The organism is Arthrobacter sp. 1088 (genome assembly GCF_031455315.1).
Classification (GTDB): Bacteria; Actinomycetota; Actinomycetes; order Actinomycetales; family Micrococcaceae; genus Arthrobacter.
Genome location: NZ_JAVDSM010000006.1, coordinates 34,708 through 49,968, shown reverse-complemented (window position 1 = coordinate 49,968; position 15,261 = coordinate 34,708). Strand labels below are relative to the sequence as shown.

Genomic DNA, 15,261 nt, shown 5'->3' with positions numbered 1-15,261 from the left:
GGTGCCTGCTACCGCTGGCCGGGCAGCCCGCCCATAGGTGGGATGTAACCCGGGCCGAAGCCCTCGTCGTCCTTCCGTTCCGCGGCACTGCGCGTATCGCTGTCCGCTGTCTCGTCGGAATCGCCGTCCAGATCTGCCAGGCCGTTGGTCTGATCGAAGGCGTGCGTGATGGGATCTACGATCGGTACGTCGGTGGGTGCATCCTTGTCGGCCCCTGTTGAAGCCCCGGCTGCTGCGCTGGTGCTGGCTGCTGTTGCGGCACCGGTTGCTGCGCTCGTGCTGGTTGTCGCGCTTGTGCCGGTTGTTGTGTCGGCAGGTGTAGCCATGGTGCTCGTGTCAGCAGCCCGCTCGGGTGCCTTGTGCTCGACGTATTCCTTGAACTTCTTCAAGTCCGACTCCGCCTGCCTTTCAACCACATGTAATTTGTCGCCCAGGAATTCAAGGACGCCGTGCGGTTCGTATTCCAGCGACAGATGCAAGGACGTCTGGCTCGGTCCGGCTTCCTTGAAGTCCACCCAGCCGGCATTCTTGGCACCTTCCACCGCTGCCCAAGCCACGGCCCGGTCCATGTCCTGCTGGACGATCTTTGCTTCCCAGCGGCGATGGACGCCAGCGATCTCGGCTACCCATTCCAGACGGTCTTCGCCCAGGCGCGTCACGCGTTCCACTCCGCCCATGAAACGGGGAAACTCCTCGAAATGCGTCCATTGACTGTAGGCCGTACTCACCGGAACGTTGACCAGGATTGTCTTGTCTACCTTCGTGGTCACAATGTCCTCCTCTGACTCGGTTCGGTTTTGCCCGAGACGACGTCATGCGCCATCCATTAATAAGCTTACTTACCGTGGGACTTCCTGACCCTTTTGGTTTTTTGAGCGCGCAAAATCAACCCGTTTGGCTCACTTTCCGCCCGCGGCGGCGGCAAAGAAGATCACGAACCAACAGGACTTACGACGCCGGGCCCTCCTCACCCGCCAGCGCGCCTCCAACAAGGGCCAGGTTTTGGATGACGGCCAGTCCGAACTGGGCGGTGTCATTGGTGGAAACGGTCGGAGCCTCGTCCACGGGCTGGAGGACATAGGGCGGCAGGATCTTTTTCAGCGTGAACGCCTCGGCATGGTTCAAGTTCTCCCCGCCCTGGGCAAAGCTCTCCCATGCCAACCCGGCCAGGTCCAGGGACCCTAGTCGGGCTGCCGCATAGGCCGTGAGTCGGCTGTGCGCCTGAGTCAGGTAGATGCCTGCAAGGGGCTGTCCTACTTCGGCGGCTTGCTCCTCCGGCGAAGCCAGGAATAGCCGGCAATACTGCATCCATGCTTTCTCGAAGGATGCATCCGGCACCAGGCTGATCAGTTCGCTGCAGATTTCCACCAAACCAAAAACGGCGCTCAGGTGCGAGACGCTGATGACCTCGCGTCCGGCGTCGAACCTTCCTTTGTCCAGGTCGTAGAGCGCCTCGCCGGTGAGGAAGCCGTACTTGAGGGCGCCGATATCGGCCATGGTTCCCAGGAGGCGGTTGCGTGAACGGGGGTTGCCGGTGCGTTCCCAGTCGGTGAGCCACGTGGCGGCGAGCGAGCCCCAGTCTGTACCCAGCCCGACGCCCAAGGCGCCGCGGTCCGGGCGGTAGGTCTCGGCGTCGGGACGCACTTTGCGTACGGGGTCCAACCCCAGGAAGTTCTGGTCGCTGTCCACCAGTTCGGTGAGGAGATCGCCGGTGCGCTCATCGGCGGTCAGGTAATAGTAGAAGCGTCGGTAGGCGGGGGTGCTGATTCGAAGCTGCTTGGCGCTGCAACCCCAGTGCTGCACGTTGTGCCGCGAGCCCAGCCCGCGCCAGGGGCCAAGGTGGTACACATCCACTTCGCCGGTGTGGCGCGTCATTGCCTCGGCAAAGCGGAAGACGTCGGCCCGGCCCGAGCGCAGGTACATGTACCAGAGCCAGAGATCGGGTGAGAGTTCCGAGTTGTCCCACGCGTAGCCGCCGACGTCGTAGCGCCAGACGTGCCGGTCGGAGTCGTAGGTGTGCATGACGTCGGCGTAGTTCCAGAATCCGTACCAGCGGCGCTGCTCTCTTTGGCCTTGGTAGAAGTCGAACAGGAAATCGAGCTTGTCTTCGAGTGCCGCCCGCGCCGGAGTGCTGCGGTCCACCGGCGCCCAGTCGCCGAAGACGCCCGCGGAGTGCAGGTACTCAGGCGATGGCTGCAATAGCGGGGGAGTGGACGCTGCCCGGGCGTCCATGGCGAGGGATTCGGCGCTGGGCGTGGCGTCGTACGCGAACAACGTGAGCTCGTGGGTCCGTGCAATTCCCGTCGGATTTCCGAATCCAGGCTCGTAATCCTCGTACGTAATCTCGAGCCCCTCGAGTTGTTCCTCGAAGGTGTCCTGGCCGAGGCCGTCGTGATAGAAACGCAGGTCCATCGGCTGGGCTTCGGGGGAGTAGAGCCAAGCGGTCAGCGTTGCCTCCCGGGTGGCTGCTCCGCGGATGTCCAGCTGGCCCGGGTGCGACTGCCAGAAGTCCCGAACGCCAACGCCGAAGCCGCCTCGGAGGTCGCTCAGGGAGCAGAATCCCGCCGATCGCGTCCCGCCAGAGATGCCCACCCAACCGTGGCCCGGGGCCGTGCGTTTGCGGAGCTCGAAGCCGTCCGCGCTCAGCTGCGTGAGCGTGTAGTCGTTCCATGTGGGGATGAGGTGGAGCCGTTCGGAAACCAGGGGGCTCCATTCGTTCACCGGCGGAGTGGGTTCCCCGGCGACCTGGGCTTGGCGGACTTTCTCCCCCGGATCCCTTCTCAGGCCGGTGAGTCCGCGGACCGCCTCCACAAGGAATCCGCCGTCCGCTCCGGCGATCCGGACGTGGCGATCGTGCAATTCGCTCTCGAGCGGGATGGTGAACCGAACTCCAAGTCCGGCCAGGAAATCCTGCCCGGCATCGCCGTCCCAGATGAACGAATGCATCATTCGGATGCTCCGCGCGCCGGCGTAGAAGTAGAAGCGGACGGTGAATGGAAGCCACTCCCTTTCGCCCAGGTCCGCCCGATGGCGGCCTTCCAGACGCACGACGGCGCGAACGGGACCGCGTTGCTCGACCGTAAGGGACGTGACTTCGCCAGTGAGGCCTTCGCGCGTTGTGCTGCCAGCTCCCTCGGCAACGTCGTTCTGCAGCAGGCTCACGAGCCGTCCGTCCTTCGCCACCACTGAACCACCGCGGGTCAGCGTACTGAACAGGCTCGCTCCAGACCGCGGCAGGACCATTTCCAGGGTCCCGGTGGAGACGGTCACGGACTCTTCCCTTTCGGTGACCGTCACCTCGGGCGATCGTTCGACGCCGGCTGCCGGGCCGCCGTCGTGAGCTTGCTTGCCGCTGGAGGTGACGGAGTATGCGCTCGCCGGGTTGCCCGTCGCGCCCAGGGCGATGCCCGCCCACTTGAGGGAACCGTCGGGCCAAGTAGCGAGCGGCCAGGTTTGGGCGTTGACGTGGCGTCCGCGGGCATCCATAACGGATAGCTCAGACGCCTGCGCGACGGTGCCGCGTGCAAAGGGCATCCCCCATGTTGTGCCACCGCTCAGGGCGGCGGGCGGTGCGCCATCGAGCCACGTGATGGGAGCGTGCTGAGTCATGTTCGAGTCCACCTAAAGTTTCGGAAAGCGCTTTCTTTGTTACGTTTCAAGAAACTTACCTCCGGGTGTCGTGAGCCGCAAGGGGTGACCGCTGGATGACCCCAGCGAACCATTGACACGCCCGCATCGCGGCGATATCGTACAACCAAATGGTTGTAGATCAGCTCAATTCCGTACCCTCCAGTGATGTGGACCTTGACCGGTTGTTCCACGCGTTGGCAGATGGCACTCGGCGGGACATTGTGGCCAGGGTGACATCCGGGGAGTACTCGGTGTCCGGATTGGCTGGGCTCTACACCATGAGTTTCGCGGCCGTGCAGAAGCATGTCGCGGTCCTGGAACGGGCCTCCCTGGTGACCAAGGAGAAGCGTGGGAGGGAGCAGATCGTGCGGGGGAACCGTGACGGACTGCAAAAAGCCCGGCGTCTGCTGGACCAATACGAAATGATCTGGCGGCAACGTGCCGGCCGGATCGCCGAAATTCTCAGTGAAGACTAGGAAGGGATCTGCCATGACCGTGGTCAGCGTGGACAAGAATACGGAGGCCCTAAGCCTCACAGTCGTTGCCGAGTTCGATGCCGGCGTCCAGCGCGTTTGGAAAATCTGGGAGGACCCACGCCAACTTGAACGATGGTGGGGGCCGCCTACCGTCCCGGCCACGTTCGAAACCCACGATTTCACGCCCGGAGGCAAGGCCGCCTATTACATGACGGTGCCCGACGGAACAAGGGCCCACGGCTGGTGGCAGTTCACCACCATCAACGCCCCGGACCACCTCGAATTCGACTACGGATTTGCCGACGATCAGGGCACCCCCATGGGCGAGCATGGAGCCGCGCACGCCACCGTCAAGCTCGAGCCCATTGGCGACCGCACCCGCATGACCATGTCCACGCGCTTTGACTCTGAAGAACAGCTTCAGATGATGTCGGACATGGGCATGGAGGAAGGCCTGCGGGAGGCCATCGGTCAGGTCGACGCACTCCTCGCCGAGCCGGCCAACGCCTCACTCCAGTAGCGGCGGCCAAGAAAAACCGGCGACGGCGGGAGCGTCGCGCCGTCGTCGGCGTATCGTTTAAGTCCCGGCCGCCTCTTGGAACGGACTTGTGTCATGGCGCGATTGATCATCATGGGCCCTCCAGGTTCCGGCAAAGGCACGCAGGCGGAAGTGATCGCCCGGCATTTCTCGATCCCCGCGATCTCTACGGGAGACCTCTTCCGTGCACATGTTCGGGACAAGACAGAGCTCGGCGCAGAAGCGGGCGAGTACATGGACCGGGGCGAATTTGTTCCCGACCACGTCACCACGGCCATGCTCCGCCAGCGGCTGGAGGAAGGTGACACGGGGAACGGGTTCCTCCTTGACGGCTACCCGCGCACTGTCATCCAAATTGGTGCCCTTGATGAGATATTGGCCGCGAGGCATCAGGCGCTCGAAGTGGTTCTTGTGCTGAATGTGGAGGATGCCGAACTCGTTGCCCGCATGCTTCAACGGGCTCAGGAACAGGGCCGCAGCGACGATACTGAACCCGTCATTCAGCGCCGGCTGGAGCTGTACCGGGACGAGACGCAGCCTGTGGTGACTGCGTACACGCAACGCGGAATCCTGTTGATGGTGGACGGCTCCGGCGATCGGGAATCGATTACGGCGAAGGCCATTGCTGCGGTGGAGAAGGCACTGGCGGTTTAACGCGCCACGGACGAAAGCCCGGAGCCAAGGGTCCGGAGATAGGCCGCGAATCCTTCGGGTGCCCGAGCCTGCAGCCGCCCGGAGGTTGTCACCTTGGTGGTGTCCGTGGCGATGACCGCCAGCCCGAGCCGCCGAAGGCGTTCAACCAGGACCCGGTCCTCGTGGGACCTTAGCCTCGGAAAGCCGCCCGCGGCCAGGTACGCAGAAGCACGGACGCCAAGGTTTGCCCCGTAAATATGGGGATGGTCTTCCCGGGAGGGGTGCAGTTCCCGCCAGCGTTCCAGGACCGCCTCGTCCATGTCCCGGGAGTCCGGCTCCACGGATCCCAAGATGGCGTCGGCACCGGCGTTGGCAAGTTCCACCTGTCGCACCAGCCAGTGTCCCGGGACGGTGGAGTCGGCGTCGGTGGTGGCCAACCACGTACCTGCGCCTGCGCCTGCGGCGAAGGGCAGGCGTTCCAGGGCGGCACGGATGCCGGCGTCGCGGCTGGCGCCCGTGCTGCGAAATCCGACCTCGACCGGGAGGAAACGGAGATCAGCCGAAGTGTACGCAGCCGTGATGCTGGAGGATCGGTCCGTGCAGGCGTCCAGGACCACAGCGATTGAAACCCCGATTCGGGGGTGCTCGCGCTGCAGGGCATCCGCCGCGGTCTGCAACGCCGCCAATGCTGAGCCGATGTGCCGTTCCTCGTTGTGGGCCGGCATGACCACCGCGACGCTCCGGATTTTTTGCCGGTCCGCGGTGGTCACAGCGTTTCACTCGGGGCAATAAGGATCTCCAGCATGAAGTCCCTTTCCCGGTAGATCCCATGCGCGGGCCACGCAAGATGGCTGCGGGCCATTGCGTGAACTGCCTCTGCGTCCAGTTGCCAGCCCGAGATCGGGTGCCGCCAATGGCAAAGAAGCAGGGTGCCGCCGGGCCGGGTGGAAGCTCGAATCCGGTCCAGTAGTTCGCTCAGTTCTTCCGGCGAAAGGTAATAGCCCGTCTCGGACAACACCACCAGGTCGAAGGTCCCTTCCGGCCACTCATCCGGCACAGTGAGGCGGCGGGCTTCGGCCGAGGGGTATCCGGAGAGCCGCTGTGTTGCCTGGAGCAATGCCGTGCTGCTGGCGTCCACTCCAAGGAATTGCCTGCAGCGCCGGGCGAGTTCCTCGCTGAGCGTGCCGATGGAACAGCCCACTTCCAGGCCGGAATCATACGACTCCTTGGGCAAGGCCGCCAACGTCAGGGCACGCTTGCGGCGTTCGTACCAGCTGGAGGAGTAGTCCCACGGGTCCTCTTCACGGGAGTGGACCTCGTCGAAGATCCGCTCGGCGTCTGCTGCTGTGTTGCTTCCCGCCGTGAATGGGTGCCAGGCGAAGGTCTCGAAGTGGCGGGAAAAGTGTTCCAGGAAAGTCCCGGACAGCAGCGTCTCATCACCCGGCTGCTCGGACAATGGTTCCACTTGCGAGGCATGGGCGCCCATCGCGTCGTTCTTGGCGTCCCGCTCCGCCGCTGTTAACGGGACCCGTACCCATGACTGCCAAGCGGCATCGCCGGGTCCTGCCCAGAGCCAATACCAAATGGGGTACTCCAGCAGGCCATGGCCTCCGGCGGCGGCAACCCTGGCTGCGATCGAGCCCAAGGTGTCGTGGTCTGTGTGCCCGTCCGACCGGTACGGCGCCACGATCACCACGTTGTCCGCCGGATGGCCCGACGCTGCTCCGCGAACAGCGTCTTCGATTCGATCTTCATGGGCTGCCAGCTGCCCGTCCGGCAGCTCCAGGAATTGCCACGCCGCGCTGGGAGCCAGCCCGGACACAGCCGTGCCGAACTCAATGAGCCTGATAGCGGCAAGCTGTTCCGACGTGGTGGTTTGCGACTCCGGGTGCGACGCTTCGCCGGCAGTGCAGAGCAGGAGCTTCACGGTGGCCCCGCTGTGGTGGAGCTTGGCCAGGAGGCCGCCGGCGCCGAGTGTTTCGTCGTCCGGGTGCGCGGCGAGCACCACAAAGGCCATGCTTGTGAGTTCGCTTGCGTCCAGCGGCAACTCCGGCAAGGCAGCGACGCCGCTGGCCGCCCATTCCGCCTCGGTTGTTCCCGTGTCTGCGTGCGAGAAGCTCACCATCCGGCGTCCCCATCCAGAGTCAAGGCGCCCAACTGCGCGTCGTCTCTCAGGGCGTGGTGCTGGCGAATGTATAAGGACAGGTCCGCCATTCGTTTTCCGTACGCCTCGTTGAAAGCCAGCGGGCCCGGTCCGAGGTTCTGGCTCACAACCGTTTGGACACGTTCGACGGCGGCGGCAACAGTCCCGCGGACGCGCAAGGCTTCGCTCCAGGCGCTGGAGCCGTCTCCACCTGAATCGGCCAGACAGCCGGCGTCGATCCGTTCGGCTGTTGCGGCCAGGTATCCGCCGACGGAGGTGAGGATCCTGTCCACCTCGCCCAGGGAAGCGAGGGCGATCTGGTCCGGGTTCCGGCCGTTTCCTACGCCCGCGGCCAGAGCTGCCCTGAAGTCACGGGCCATTGCCACGGCTCCGCCGAACCAGCACGAGGCCACTCCCATGCCACCCCACGCGAAGCCGGGACGTTTGAAATACCAGTCCTCGTCGCCCACCGGTGCTGCCTTCACATGCTCGAAGTGGACGGTGCCGCTGGGGATTTCCTGCAGGCCCCGGCTGGTCCACTTCGGGGTTTCGCACGATACTCCAGGGTCCTTCAGGCTGACGGCGAAGGCCGTCCTGCCGTTGCCCTCCGTGTGGGCTGTGATGATGGCATTGTCCAGCTGGGCGGCCAGCGAGCACCATGGTTTGGCGCCGTTGAGTACGTAGTTTCCGGCAGGGTCGGTCTTGGCCTCGAGTTTCATGCCGGGACCTTCGGCCGCGAAGACTCCCCACGGGCCTGTCGCGATTGCTTCGGAACCGGACTGGGCCAGGATCGCGAGGGCGTCCAGGTGGGGTTCAAGGACGCGTCCGGCGGCCACGTCCACGGCCGTGACGGACGCCAGGAGTTCCCAGAGCTTGGCTGTGTTGCCCTCGCCAGGCTTCGGAGCAGTGTGTCCTATCTCCCCGGCAATGGCCAACAGTTCAGGGATGTTACCCACGGCCGCCCGGATTTGTTCGAGTACGGGTTCGAAGGCTTGAAGTTGAACGGACTCGGAACTGATGCGTACGGGTTGGGATTCGGGGTCGCTCATGGACTCAAGCCTAAACTAAGGAACCTTAGTTTATGGGCTGCGAGAAGCAAGAACGACGGCGGGAGGGGCATCACTGCCGACTTCCCAGGTGCCGAGCCATTTATGGCATCGCGCCGAGGTGGGACGGAGGTGAGCATTGCGCTGGGTTTCCAACGAGTCCAGCCCGCGGAAAAGTTCCCCTTTGTCGCCACATGACGCAGCCTTTTCACAAGTTTTGTCACAAGAATCACATCATCTTGTCATTTAACATGACAAGATTCCTACGCTGGAGGAGTCAATGTTCCCGAGCCTTAGGAATTCCAGTGCCACAACCAAACGACTCCGCTTCCATCTCCACCGACTCCCACAGCCCGCCCGGAAAGAACCCACCCGGCAAGAACCCGCCCGGCAACCCGCGCAAAGCCCAAGGTTTCCTCAGCAACCTCGGCGCCGACCTCCCCGCGTCCTTGGTGGTTTTCCTCGTTGCCCTTCCGCTGTCCCTCGGCATCGCCGCAGCCTCCGGAGCACCCGTCATGGCAGGGCTCATCGCAGCTGCCATCGGAGGAATCGTTGCGGGCAGCCTGGGAGGCTCTCCACTCCAGGTGAGCGGTCCCGCCGCGGGCCTGACCGTCGTCGTTGCCGGCCTGGTTGACGAGTTCGGCTGGCAGGTGACGTGTGCGATTACGGCTGCTGCCGGCGTCGTGCAGTTGCTGCTGGGTGTCAGCCGCGTAGGCCGGGCCGCACTGGCAGTGTCGCCGGTGGTGGTCAAAGCCATGCTCGCTGGCATCGGCATCACGATCATCCTGCAGCAGTTGCATGTGTTGCTCGGCGGCCAGGCCGCTGGGTCCGCCGTCGAAAACCTGACCGCACTTCCAGCGGCCATCACCAATGTCGAGTTGCATTCGGCGCTGCTGGGACTGGCCGTCGTCGCGATTCTTCTGGCGTGGAAATACCTGCCCACTGCGGTGCGGAAGATTCCCGGGCCGCTTGCCGCCGTCGTCGCTGTTACCGCTTTGTCTGCAGCAGTTGCGCCCAGCGTCGAGCGCATCAGCTTCAGCGGTTCCCTCTTCGACGCCGTCGCCCTTCCCAGTTTGCCGGACGGTAACTGGCGTGCTGCGGTCATGGCGGTCATCACGGTAGCCCTGATCGCAAGCATCGAATCGCTGCTTTCCGCGGTGGCGGTGGACAAGATGCATGCAGGCACGCGCACCAACCTCAACCGGGAACTCGTCGGACAAGGCTCGGCAAACATGGTCTCCGGTATGCTCGGCGGCCTCCCGGTGACGGGCGTGATCGTCCGCAGCGCCACCAATGTTGAAGCCGGCGCCGCGAGCCGCGCGTCCGCCATCCTGCACGGCGTGTGGGTCCTGGTGTTCTCTGCACTGTTCGCCGGTCTCATCCAGCTGATTCCGTTGTCCGTGCTCGCAGGCCTGTTGCTCGTCATCGGCGCCAAGCTCATCAAGGTCGCCGACATCAAAACCAGCCTGCGCACCGGCGACCTCCTGGTCTACGTGGTCACGCTGGCATGCGTTGTTGTTCTGAACTTGCTCGAGGGCGTCATTATCGGCCTGGCACTCGCGGCCCTCTGCGTGTTGTGGCGGGTACTCCGTGCCCAGATCCAAGCCCATGCTCCCGCCGGGGAGCAGCTGCCGTGGCGGGTCACGATCGCCGGGTCCTGCAGCTTCTTCGCCCTGCCCCGACTAAACCGCGTGCTTCACTCCGTGCCCGAAGGACAGGACACAGTGGTTGAACTCAACGCCGATTACCTCGATCACGCCTTCCGCGAGGCTCTGGTTGCCTGGCAGACGCAACACCGCTCCAGCGGCGCCTCGGTGCTGCTGGAGGAACACGGAACCACCGCTTTCACCGACGCCGCGGACAGCACTCCCCAGCGTCAGGATCCACGCGAATTCCCGCTGCCACCCAGGACTTCCTGGCAGTCGTCGCCGCTGGATGGTACCCACCAGGAAGCGCACGACGACGACGGGCAGCTTCCGCTACGGTCGATCCTCCTTGGCATCGACAAATACCATCGACGCTACGCAGACAAGGTTCGCCCGCTGGTGCAGGACCTGACCGAGGGGCAGAACCCGGACACCTTGTTTGTTGCCTGCGTCGACTCCCGCGTCAATCCGAACCTGATCACCAGCAGCGGCCCCGGCGACCTTCTGACACTGCGGAACATCGGCAACGTAGTGTGCCCTGATGGCCGGGATGCCTCGATCGACTCGACACTGGCATTCGCGGTCAAGGGCTTGTCCGTGGACTCGATCGTGATCTGCGGCCACTCCAATTGCGGCGCGATGAAGGCCGTTATCGCCGACGCCGAGGGTGCGGCCGCAGCTTTGGGTGGGGGCTTCGATGCCTGGCTGGAGCATGCCCGGCCGAGCTACAGCGCGCTGTTGGACGGTCATCCTGTGGCCCTTGCTGCCGAAGCTGAGGGCTACAGCCGCCTGGACCAGCTCAGCATGGTGAACGTAGCTGTCCAGCTCCAGAAGCTCGAAGAGCACCAGGTCACCGGGCCAGCCTTGGCATCTGGACGAGTGCAGGCCACGGGTTTGTTCTACGACATTTGCACGGCCCGCGTGGTCCTTGTGACTCCCCAGGGCATAGAACAACTGGATCCGAGCATGGCCGTTCACTAGCCCGCCAGCTGGCTTTCGTTGCTTCACGACCTGCTTTGAGCTGACGCTGGCGCCGACACGCCGTTACCTGCGGCGTGTCGGGGCCGCCAGGCTGTCAAAGGGGGGCGTGAAGCAACAGGCTGCGGCGTTCGTGGAACCAGGAAGACTAGCGGTCCGTGAGAAGCAGGACGTTCCCGTCGAGGTCCCGGACGGTGAAGAACAAGCACACGTCCGGATCGCCCTCCACCACCGACACGCCATGTCCGTTCCTGAGCAAACGATCCCGCATGCCCGTGAGGTCCTCCACGAGGAAACCGCACGTCGCCCAAGCCAGCCCGGGCTCAGCCGCGATCCCGCTGAGGGGACCCATCAGCGTAACGGCGGCACCGCCGTCGCCCGTTAGAACTGCCGACCACTCCGAAACGGTGACGATCCGAAGCAACAGGTGTTCCGAATACCACCTGGCTGCCCGGCCCGGATCCGAGACGGGAATGAATGCATTGGAAACAGTAGTCACGCGCGGCCCTTCCTGTGGGGATATTTGGATTGAGAGTAGCCCCCAGCCCTCCCCGTGGCCCAGCAAAGTGCGGAATACTGGAGCCGGAACCACGATTTCCGGCAGGAGAGGACTGCCGTGCGAGGAGGTGGCGAAACGTGAGCGCCGGGAACAACGCCTTCAGGCGGAAGCTCGAGCGGGGAGCGGAACTGCGGGCCGTCCGATCGTGGGGCGGCAATGCCGAGGAAGACGCAGAGCTTGAGGCGGCCGAGGCAGAGGAGCGGGAGAAACGCCGGAAGGTGGACGACGCCGCGCGGGTCGAATATTTGATCCGGGATGCCATGAACCAGGGCAAATTCGACAACCTCAAATACGCCGGCAAGCCGATCCCGGGCCTGGGGGAGCACTATGACCCGGACTGGTGGGTCAAAGGTCTGATCCAGCGCGAGCAACTCAGCGGGATCGGGCCACCAGCCATTCTCCTACGGATCGAGGACGCTGAACTCGACGCGAAGCTGGATCAGCAGTACACGGAGAAACAGGTCCGCGACATTGTTGAGGACTTCAACAAGCGGGTCGTTGAGGCTCGTCGACAGCTCCAGGGTGGGCCGCCAGTGATCACCAAGCTGAGGGATGTTGACGCCGAGCTGGAACGCTGGCGCGGACGACGTGCCGTGGCGGCGCCGCCCGAGCCGGAGCCCGGGGAACCAATCAAACGTAGTTGGTGGCAGCGGCTCTGGAACGGCTTCGGCTGATACGAAATCCGGCCCCAGCGTCGGGGATGCGGCTAGGCGAAGCTGTCTTCCTTTGCCTGCTCCGACTCCTTGCGTCAACCCTTGATCAGCGACGACAAGTGCGCCTGCTGCTGGCGGAAGTGGCCGTGGGCCGTGAGGCCAAACTCGTAGGCAGACTCTGCATGCTGGGTGAGGTCCACGCCGGTTACTTCATGTTCGTGGGCCACGCGGAAGCCGATTGTCTTGTCAATAGCGCGGCCGATCAGGAGGGTGCCCAGGCCAGAGAGGGCGATAGTGAGCAGCACGGCAACTGTCTGTGCCACGAGTTGCTGAACGCCGCCCCCGTAAAGGAGGCCACCGGCCACGCCCTCCGTGGGGAAGGCAACAAATCCAAGGGAAAGCGTGCCGATCACGCCGGCGCCGAAGTGCACGCCCACGACGTCAAGGGAATCGTCGAAACCGAACTTGTACTTCAGGTCTACGAACACTGCACAGGCAGCACCGGCAACGAGTCCCAGGCCAAGGGCCGCGAGTGGGGTGATGTTGGCGCAGGAAGGGGTGATGGCCACCAAGCCGGCGACAACGCCGGAGGCTGCGCCCAACGATGTCGGGTGTCCGTGGCGGATCTTCTCCGTGACCAACCAGCTCAGCATCGCAGCGGCAGGAGCCACCAGGGTGTTGACCCAGATCAGGCCTGCCTGCTCAACCGTGGTTGCAGCGCCGCCATTGAAGCCAAACCACCCGAACCAGAGGATTGCTGCGCCGATCATGATGAACGGGACGTTGTGGGGGCGGTGGTTGGGGTCCTTGGCGAATCCGTGACGCTTTCCCACGATCAATGCGAGGACGAAAGCGGCGGTACCTGAACTGACCTCAACTACGGCACCGCCGGCGAAGTCGATCACCTGGCCGAAGATCTGCGTGACGGCTCCACCCGCGCTCATCAAGCCACCGCCCCAGACCATGTAAGCCAGTGGGCAGTAGACCACTGTTACCCAGATGGGGACGAAGAGCGCCCATGCGCCGAACTTGGCGCGGTCGGCGATTGCGCCGCTGATGAGCGCCACAGTGATGATGGCGAACGTAGCCGCGAAGACTACCTTGAGGAGGTCAGGCGAACCCATGAGGTCCTGGAGGCCGAAATGTGCAAAGGGGTTGCCGAACAGGCCCAGGAAGCCGTCGCCGGTGGTCATCGAGTATCCCCACAGCACCCACACCACGCCAACAATGCCCGCAGAGATGAAGCTCATCATGATCATGTTGAGCGCTGCCTTGGCGCGGGTCATGCCGCCGTAGAAAAGGCCAAGGCCCGGAGTCATGAAAAGCACCATTGCCGATGACAACATCAGCCAGACGTGTTGCGCAGAGATCTCCACTGCGTTCCCTTCTGATCAAGCCTGAACGGGCCCGTTGTTGCACGGCCCTCACTACCCCCCGATCAATATTCGGTGAGCTATGTTTCCGACTCAGAAGAGCTAAGTTGCAGGGAAGTTACAGAAACCCCACGTTCGTGAAGATCAGGTGACTGGCATGTTTCAGGGATGTTACCGACGCTTCCCGCGCGGTCATTTTTCGCGAGGCCCTGTTTCGCGAGGTCCTGTTTCGCGCGGCCCTGTTTCGTGCGGCCCTGCCGGGTATCCGCCACGCCTGCTGAAGATGATGATCCCCAAGGCAATTGCCGTCGGCAGCGCCGCGGCCAGCGGCACCAGCTGAGCCCCAACGGTGGTCAGCGCCAAAGCACCGTAACCGGCACCGACGGCAATCCCCAGCTGGATGGTCACTACTGTGAGGCCGTTGGCCGCATCCTTGTGCTCCCCGCCGGCGCGAAGGATCGCCGCCTGGTTGTAGATGCCGATCGCTCCGAAGGAAACGCCCCAGGCGACCATCAGCGCGAAAACCCCCACCCATGTGCCGCCCAGAACCGGAAGCAGCGCGAAGGCAAGCAAAAGAAGCCCGACGGCGGTAATCACCGAACGCCGGGGACGGGAATCGGCGGTCAGGCCGGCAATCCAGATCCCGACCAAGCCCGAGATTCCCACCACGGACAGGGAAATGCCAGTGAGGGCTTCGGGCAATCCGGAGGCGAGCAGGAAAGGGGCAACATATGTAAAGAGTGTGAAGTGTGCCAGCAGCAAGAGTGGCCAAGCGGTGGCCACGGCGATCACGCCCGGTAGCTTGAGCGCCGCCCGGATCGACGGCGTCTTGTGGGTACCCGGATCATGCGCAGCAGGCAGGAGCCAGAACGCCAAAACTGCCAACAGGACGCCAACCCCGGCCAGGACCACGAAGGAAACCCGCCATGTCATGAGCGTGCCCATCAGTGTGCCTATCGGAGCCCCGACTGCCAACGCGATGCTGGTTCCGCTGAAGACGACGGCCATGGACTTGCCCACCGAGTGCGCAGGAACGATGCGCGCCACATACGGTGCCATGCTCGACCACAACATGCCATGGGCAATACCGCCCAACAGCCTTGCAACGATGGCCACTTCAAGATTAGGGCTCAATGCCAGCAAGACGTTGCTAAGTGCAAAGGCAAGTACGGTCCCGATCAACAGGGTCTTTCGTGGGACCCGCCCGCCCAGGAGTCGGGACAAGGGAAGGGCGGTGAAGACGATGATTGCTGCATATGCTGCGGTCAAGGAACCTACAGCCGATTCCTCCACACCCAGATCCCGGCTGATCTGGGGAAGCAGCCCGGACGGAAGCAGCTCTGTTGTGACAGCCGTAAAGCCCGCGGCAGCAAGCACCAAAAGGCCGCCCCAAGGGATCTTGCCCGCTGCCCGGGTTTTCGCTGGGCTTGGCTTGGACTTTCCTTCTTCGGGTGTCGCGTGCATCTGGGTTTCGACCGCCAAAGGGTCCTGCTTCAAAGATTGCTCCTCATGGATGAATCACGTTTGTGGGCATGTGCGTGAGTATCCCCAACGCTACCCAGCCAGCGGCGCGTGAGGGAGGCTCT

The 15,261-nt window shown here is 63.8% G+C and carries 13 protein-coding genes; 5 read left to right on the top strand and 8 right to left on the bottom strand.

All coding sequences use genetic code 11. The features are described from left to right. Window positions 1–8 precede the first annotated feature (8 nt). Both J2Y41_RS10715 and J2Y41_RS10710 read right to left on the bottom strand, forming a co-directional pair. Window positions 9–770, bottom strand: coding sequence for an SRPBCC family protein (locus J2Y41_RS10715; protein ID WP_309928401.1), 762 nt, complete (start codon window positions 768–770; stop codon window positions 9–11). A gap of 178 nt (window positions 771–948) precedes the next feature. Beyond that, window positions 949–3,609: a Tat pathway signal sequence domain protein gene (locus tag J2Y41_RS10710; protein ID WP_309928400.1), complete on the bottom strand. Its 2,661-nt coding sequence runs from the start codon at window positions 3,607–3,609 to the stop codon at window positions 949–951. A gap of 149 nt (window positions 3,610–3,758) precedes the next feature. Here J2Y41_RS10710 and J2Y41_RS10705 point away from each other — a divergent pair, with 149 nt between their 5' ends. From J2Y41_RS10705 to J2Y41_RS10695, 3 genes are all read left to right on the top strand, one after another. Next, window positions 3,759–4,106, top strand: coding sequence for a metalloregulator ArsR/SmtB family transcription factor (locus J2Y41_RS10705; protein WP_309928399.1), 348 nt, complete (start codon window positions 3,759–3,761; stop codon window positions 4,104–4,106). A gap of 13 nt (window positions 4,107–4,119) precedes the next feature. After that, the gene (locus J2Y41_RS10700) at window positions 4,120–4,626 is read left to right on the top strand and encodes an SRPBCC domain-containing protein (RefSeq protein ID WP_309928398.1); all 507 of its coding nucleotides are present in this window, start codon (window positions 4,120–4,122) and stop codon (window positions 4,624–4,626) included. 93 nt (window positions 4,627–4,719) lie between these two features. Next, a complete protein-coding gene (locus J2Y41_RS10695) occupies window positions 4,720–5,298 on the top strand; it encodes an adenylate kinase (protein WP_224165356.1) in 579 nt (192 codons plus the stop codon). On the opposite strand, the gene J2Y41_RS10690 is transcribed toward J2Y41_RS10695, so the two are convergent. The 3 genes from J2Y41_RS10690 to J2Y41_RS10680 are packed head-to-tail and all read right to left on the bottom strand — an operon-like array spanning window position 5,295 to window position 8,469. Beyond that, window positions 5,295–6,002, bottom strand: coding sequence for a glycosyltransferase (locus J2Y41_RS10690; RefSeq protein WP_309928662.1), 708 nt, complete (start codon window positions 6,000–6,002; stop codon window positions 5,295–5,297). The two genes, J2Y41_RS10695 and J2Y41_RS10690, sit on opposite strands and share 4 nt — an antisense overlap. Window positions 6,003–6,043: 41 nt before the next feature. After that, entirely contained in the window at window positions 6,044–7,402 is a 1,359-nt protein-coding gene (locus J2Y41_RS10685) for a bifunctional PIG-L family deacetylase/class I SAM-dependent methyltransferase (RefSeq protein WP_309928397.1), read from the bottom strand. Then, window positions 7,396–8,469 (bottom strand): acyl-CoA dehydrogenase family protein, encoded by a 1,074-nt coding sequence (locus J2Y41_RS10680; protein ID WP_309928396.1) that lies wholly within the window; start codon window positions 8,467–8,469, stop codon window positions 7,396–7,398. The genes J2Y41_RS10685 and J2Y41_RS10680 overlap by 7 nt, the downstream gene beginning before the upstream one ends. 302 nt (window positions 8,470–8,771) lie before the next feature. Between J2Y41_RS10680 and J2Y41_RS10675 the strand changes: the two genes are divergently transcribed. Further along, window positions 8,772–11,093 (top strand): bifunctional SulP family inorganic anion transporter/carbonic anhydrase, encoded by a 2,322-nt coding sequence (locus J2Y41_RS10675; protein WP_309928395.1) that lies wholly within the window; start codon window positions 8,772–8,774, stop codon window positions 11,091–11,093. Between the two features lie 145 nt (window positions 11,094–11,238). Here the strand turns inward: J2Y41_RS10675 and J2Y41_RS10670 are convergent, their stop codons facing one another. Next, window positions 11,239–11,589 carry a VOC family protein gene (locus J2Y41_RS10670; protein WP_309928394.1) on the bottom strand — a complete coding sequence of 117 codons (351 nt, stop codon included), beginning with the start codon at window positions 11,587–11,589 and terminating at the stop codon, window positions 11,239–11,241. Between the two features lie 137 nt (window positions 11,590–11,726). Here J2Y41_RS10670 and J2Y41_RS10665 point away from each other — a divergent pair, with 137 nt between their 5' ends. Further along, window positions 11,727–12,323, top strand: a complete 597-nt coding sequence (locus J2Y41_RS10665; RefSeq protein WP_309928393.1) for a DUF1992 domain-containing protein — start codon at window positions 11,727–11,729, stop codon at window positions 12,321–12,323. Between the two features lie 74 nt (window positions 12,324–12,397). Here the strand turns inward: J2Y41_RS10665 and J2Y41_RS10660 are convergent, their stop codons facing one another. Together J2Y41_RS10660 and J2Y41_RS10655 are read right to left on the bottom strand one after the other, a co-directional pair. Further along, the gene (locus J2Y41_RS10660; RefSeq protein ID WP_309928392.1) at window positions 12,398–13,678 is read right to left on the bottom strand and encodes an ammonium transporter; all 1,281 of its coding nucleotides are present in this window, start codon (window positions 13,676–13,678) and stop codon (window positions 12,398–12,400) included. A 189-nt stretch (window positions 13,679–13,867) separates the two neighbouring features. Next, window positions 13,868–15,172 carry an MFS transporter gene (locus J2Y41_RS10655; protein WP_309928391.1) on the bottom strand — a complete coding sequence of 435 codons (1,305 nt, stop codon included), beginning with the start codon at window positions 15,170–15,172 and terminating at the stop codon, window positions 13,868–13,870. Window positions 15,173–15,261: the final 89 nt, after the last annotated feature.

What these genes read in the sequence shown, in the direction of transcription:
- J2Y41_RS10705 (WP_309928399.1), top strand. Translation starts at nt 3,759, where the DNA reads ATGGTTGTAGATCAGCTCAATTCCGTACCCTCCAGTGATGTGGACCTT.
- J2Y41_RS10695 (WP_224165356.1), top strand. Translation starts at nt 4,720, where the DNA reads ATGGCGCGATTGATCATCATGGGCCCTCCAGGTTCCGGCAAAGGCACG.
- J2Y41_RS10690 (WP_309928662.1), bottom strand. Translation starts at nt 6,002, where the DNA reads ATGCCGGCCCACAACGAGGAACGGCACATCGGCTCAGCATTGGCGGCG.
- J2Y41_RS10685 (WP_309928397.1), bottom strand. Translation starts at nt 7,402, where the DNA reads ATGGTGAGCTTCTCGCACGCAGACACGGGAACAACCGAGGCGGAATGG.
- J2Y41_RS10680 (WP_309928396.1), bottom strand. Translation starts at nt 8,469, where the DNA reads ATGAGCGACCCCGAATCCCAACCCGTACGCATCAGTTCCGAGTCCGTT.
- J2Y41_RS10700 (WP_309928398.1), top strand. Translation starts at nt 4,120, where the DNA reads ATGACCGTGGTCAGCGTGGACAAGAATACGGAGGCCCTAAGCCTCACA.
- J2Y41_RS10710 (WP_309928400.1), bottom strand. Translation starts at nt 3,609, where the DNA reads ATGACTCAGCACGCTCCCATCACGTGGCTCGATGGCGCACCGCCCGCC.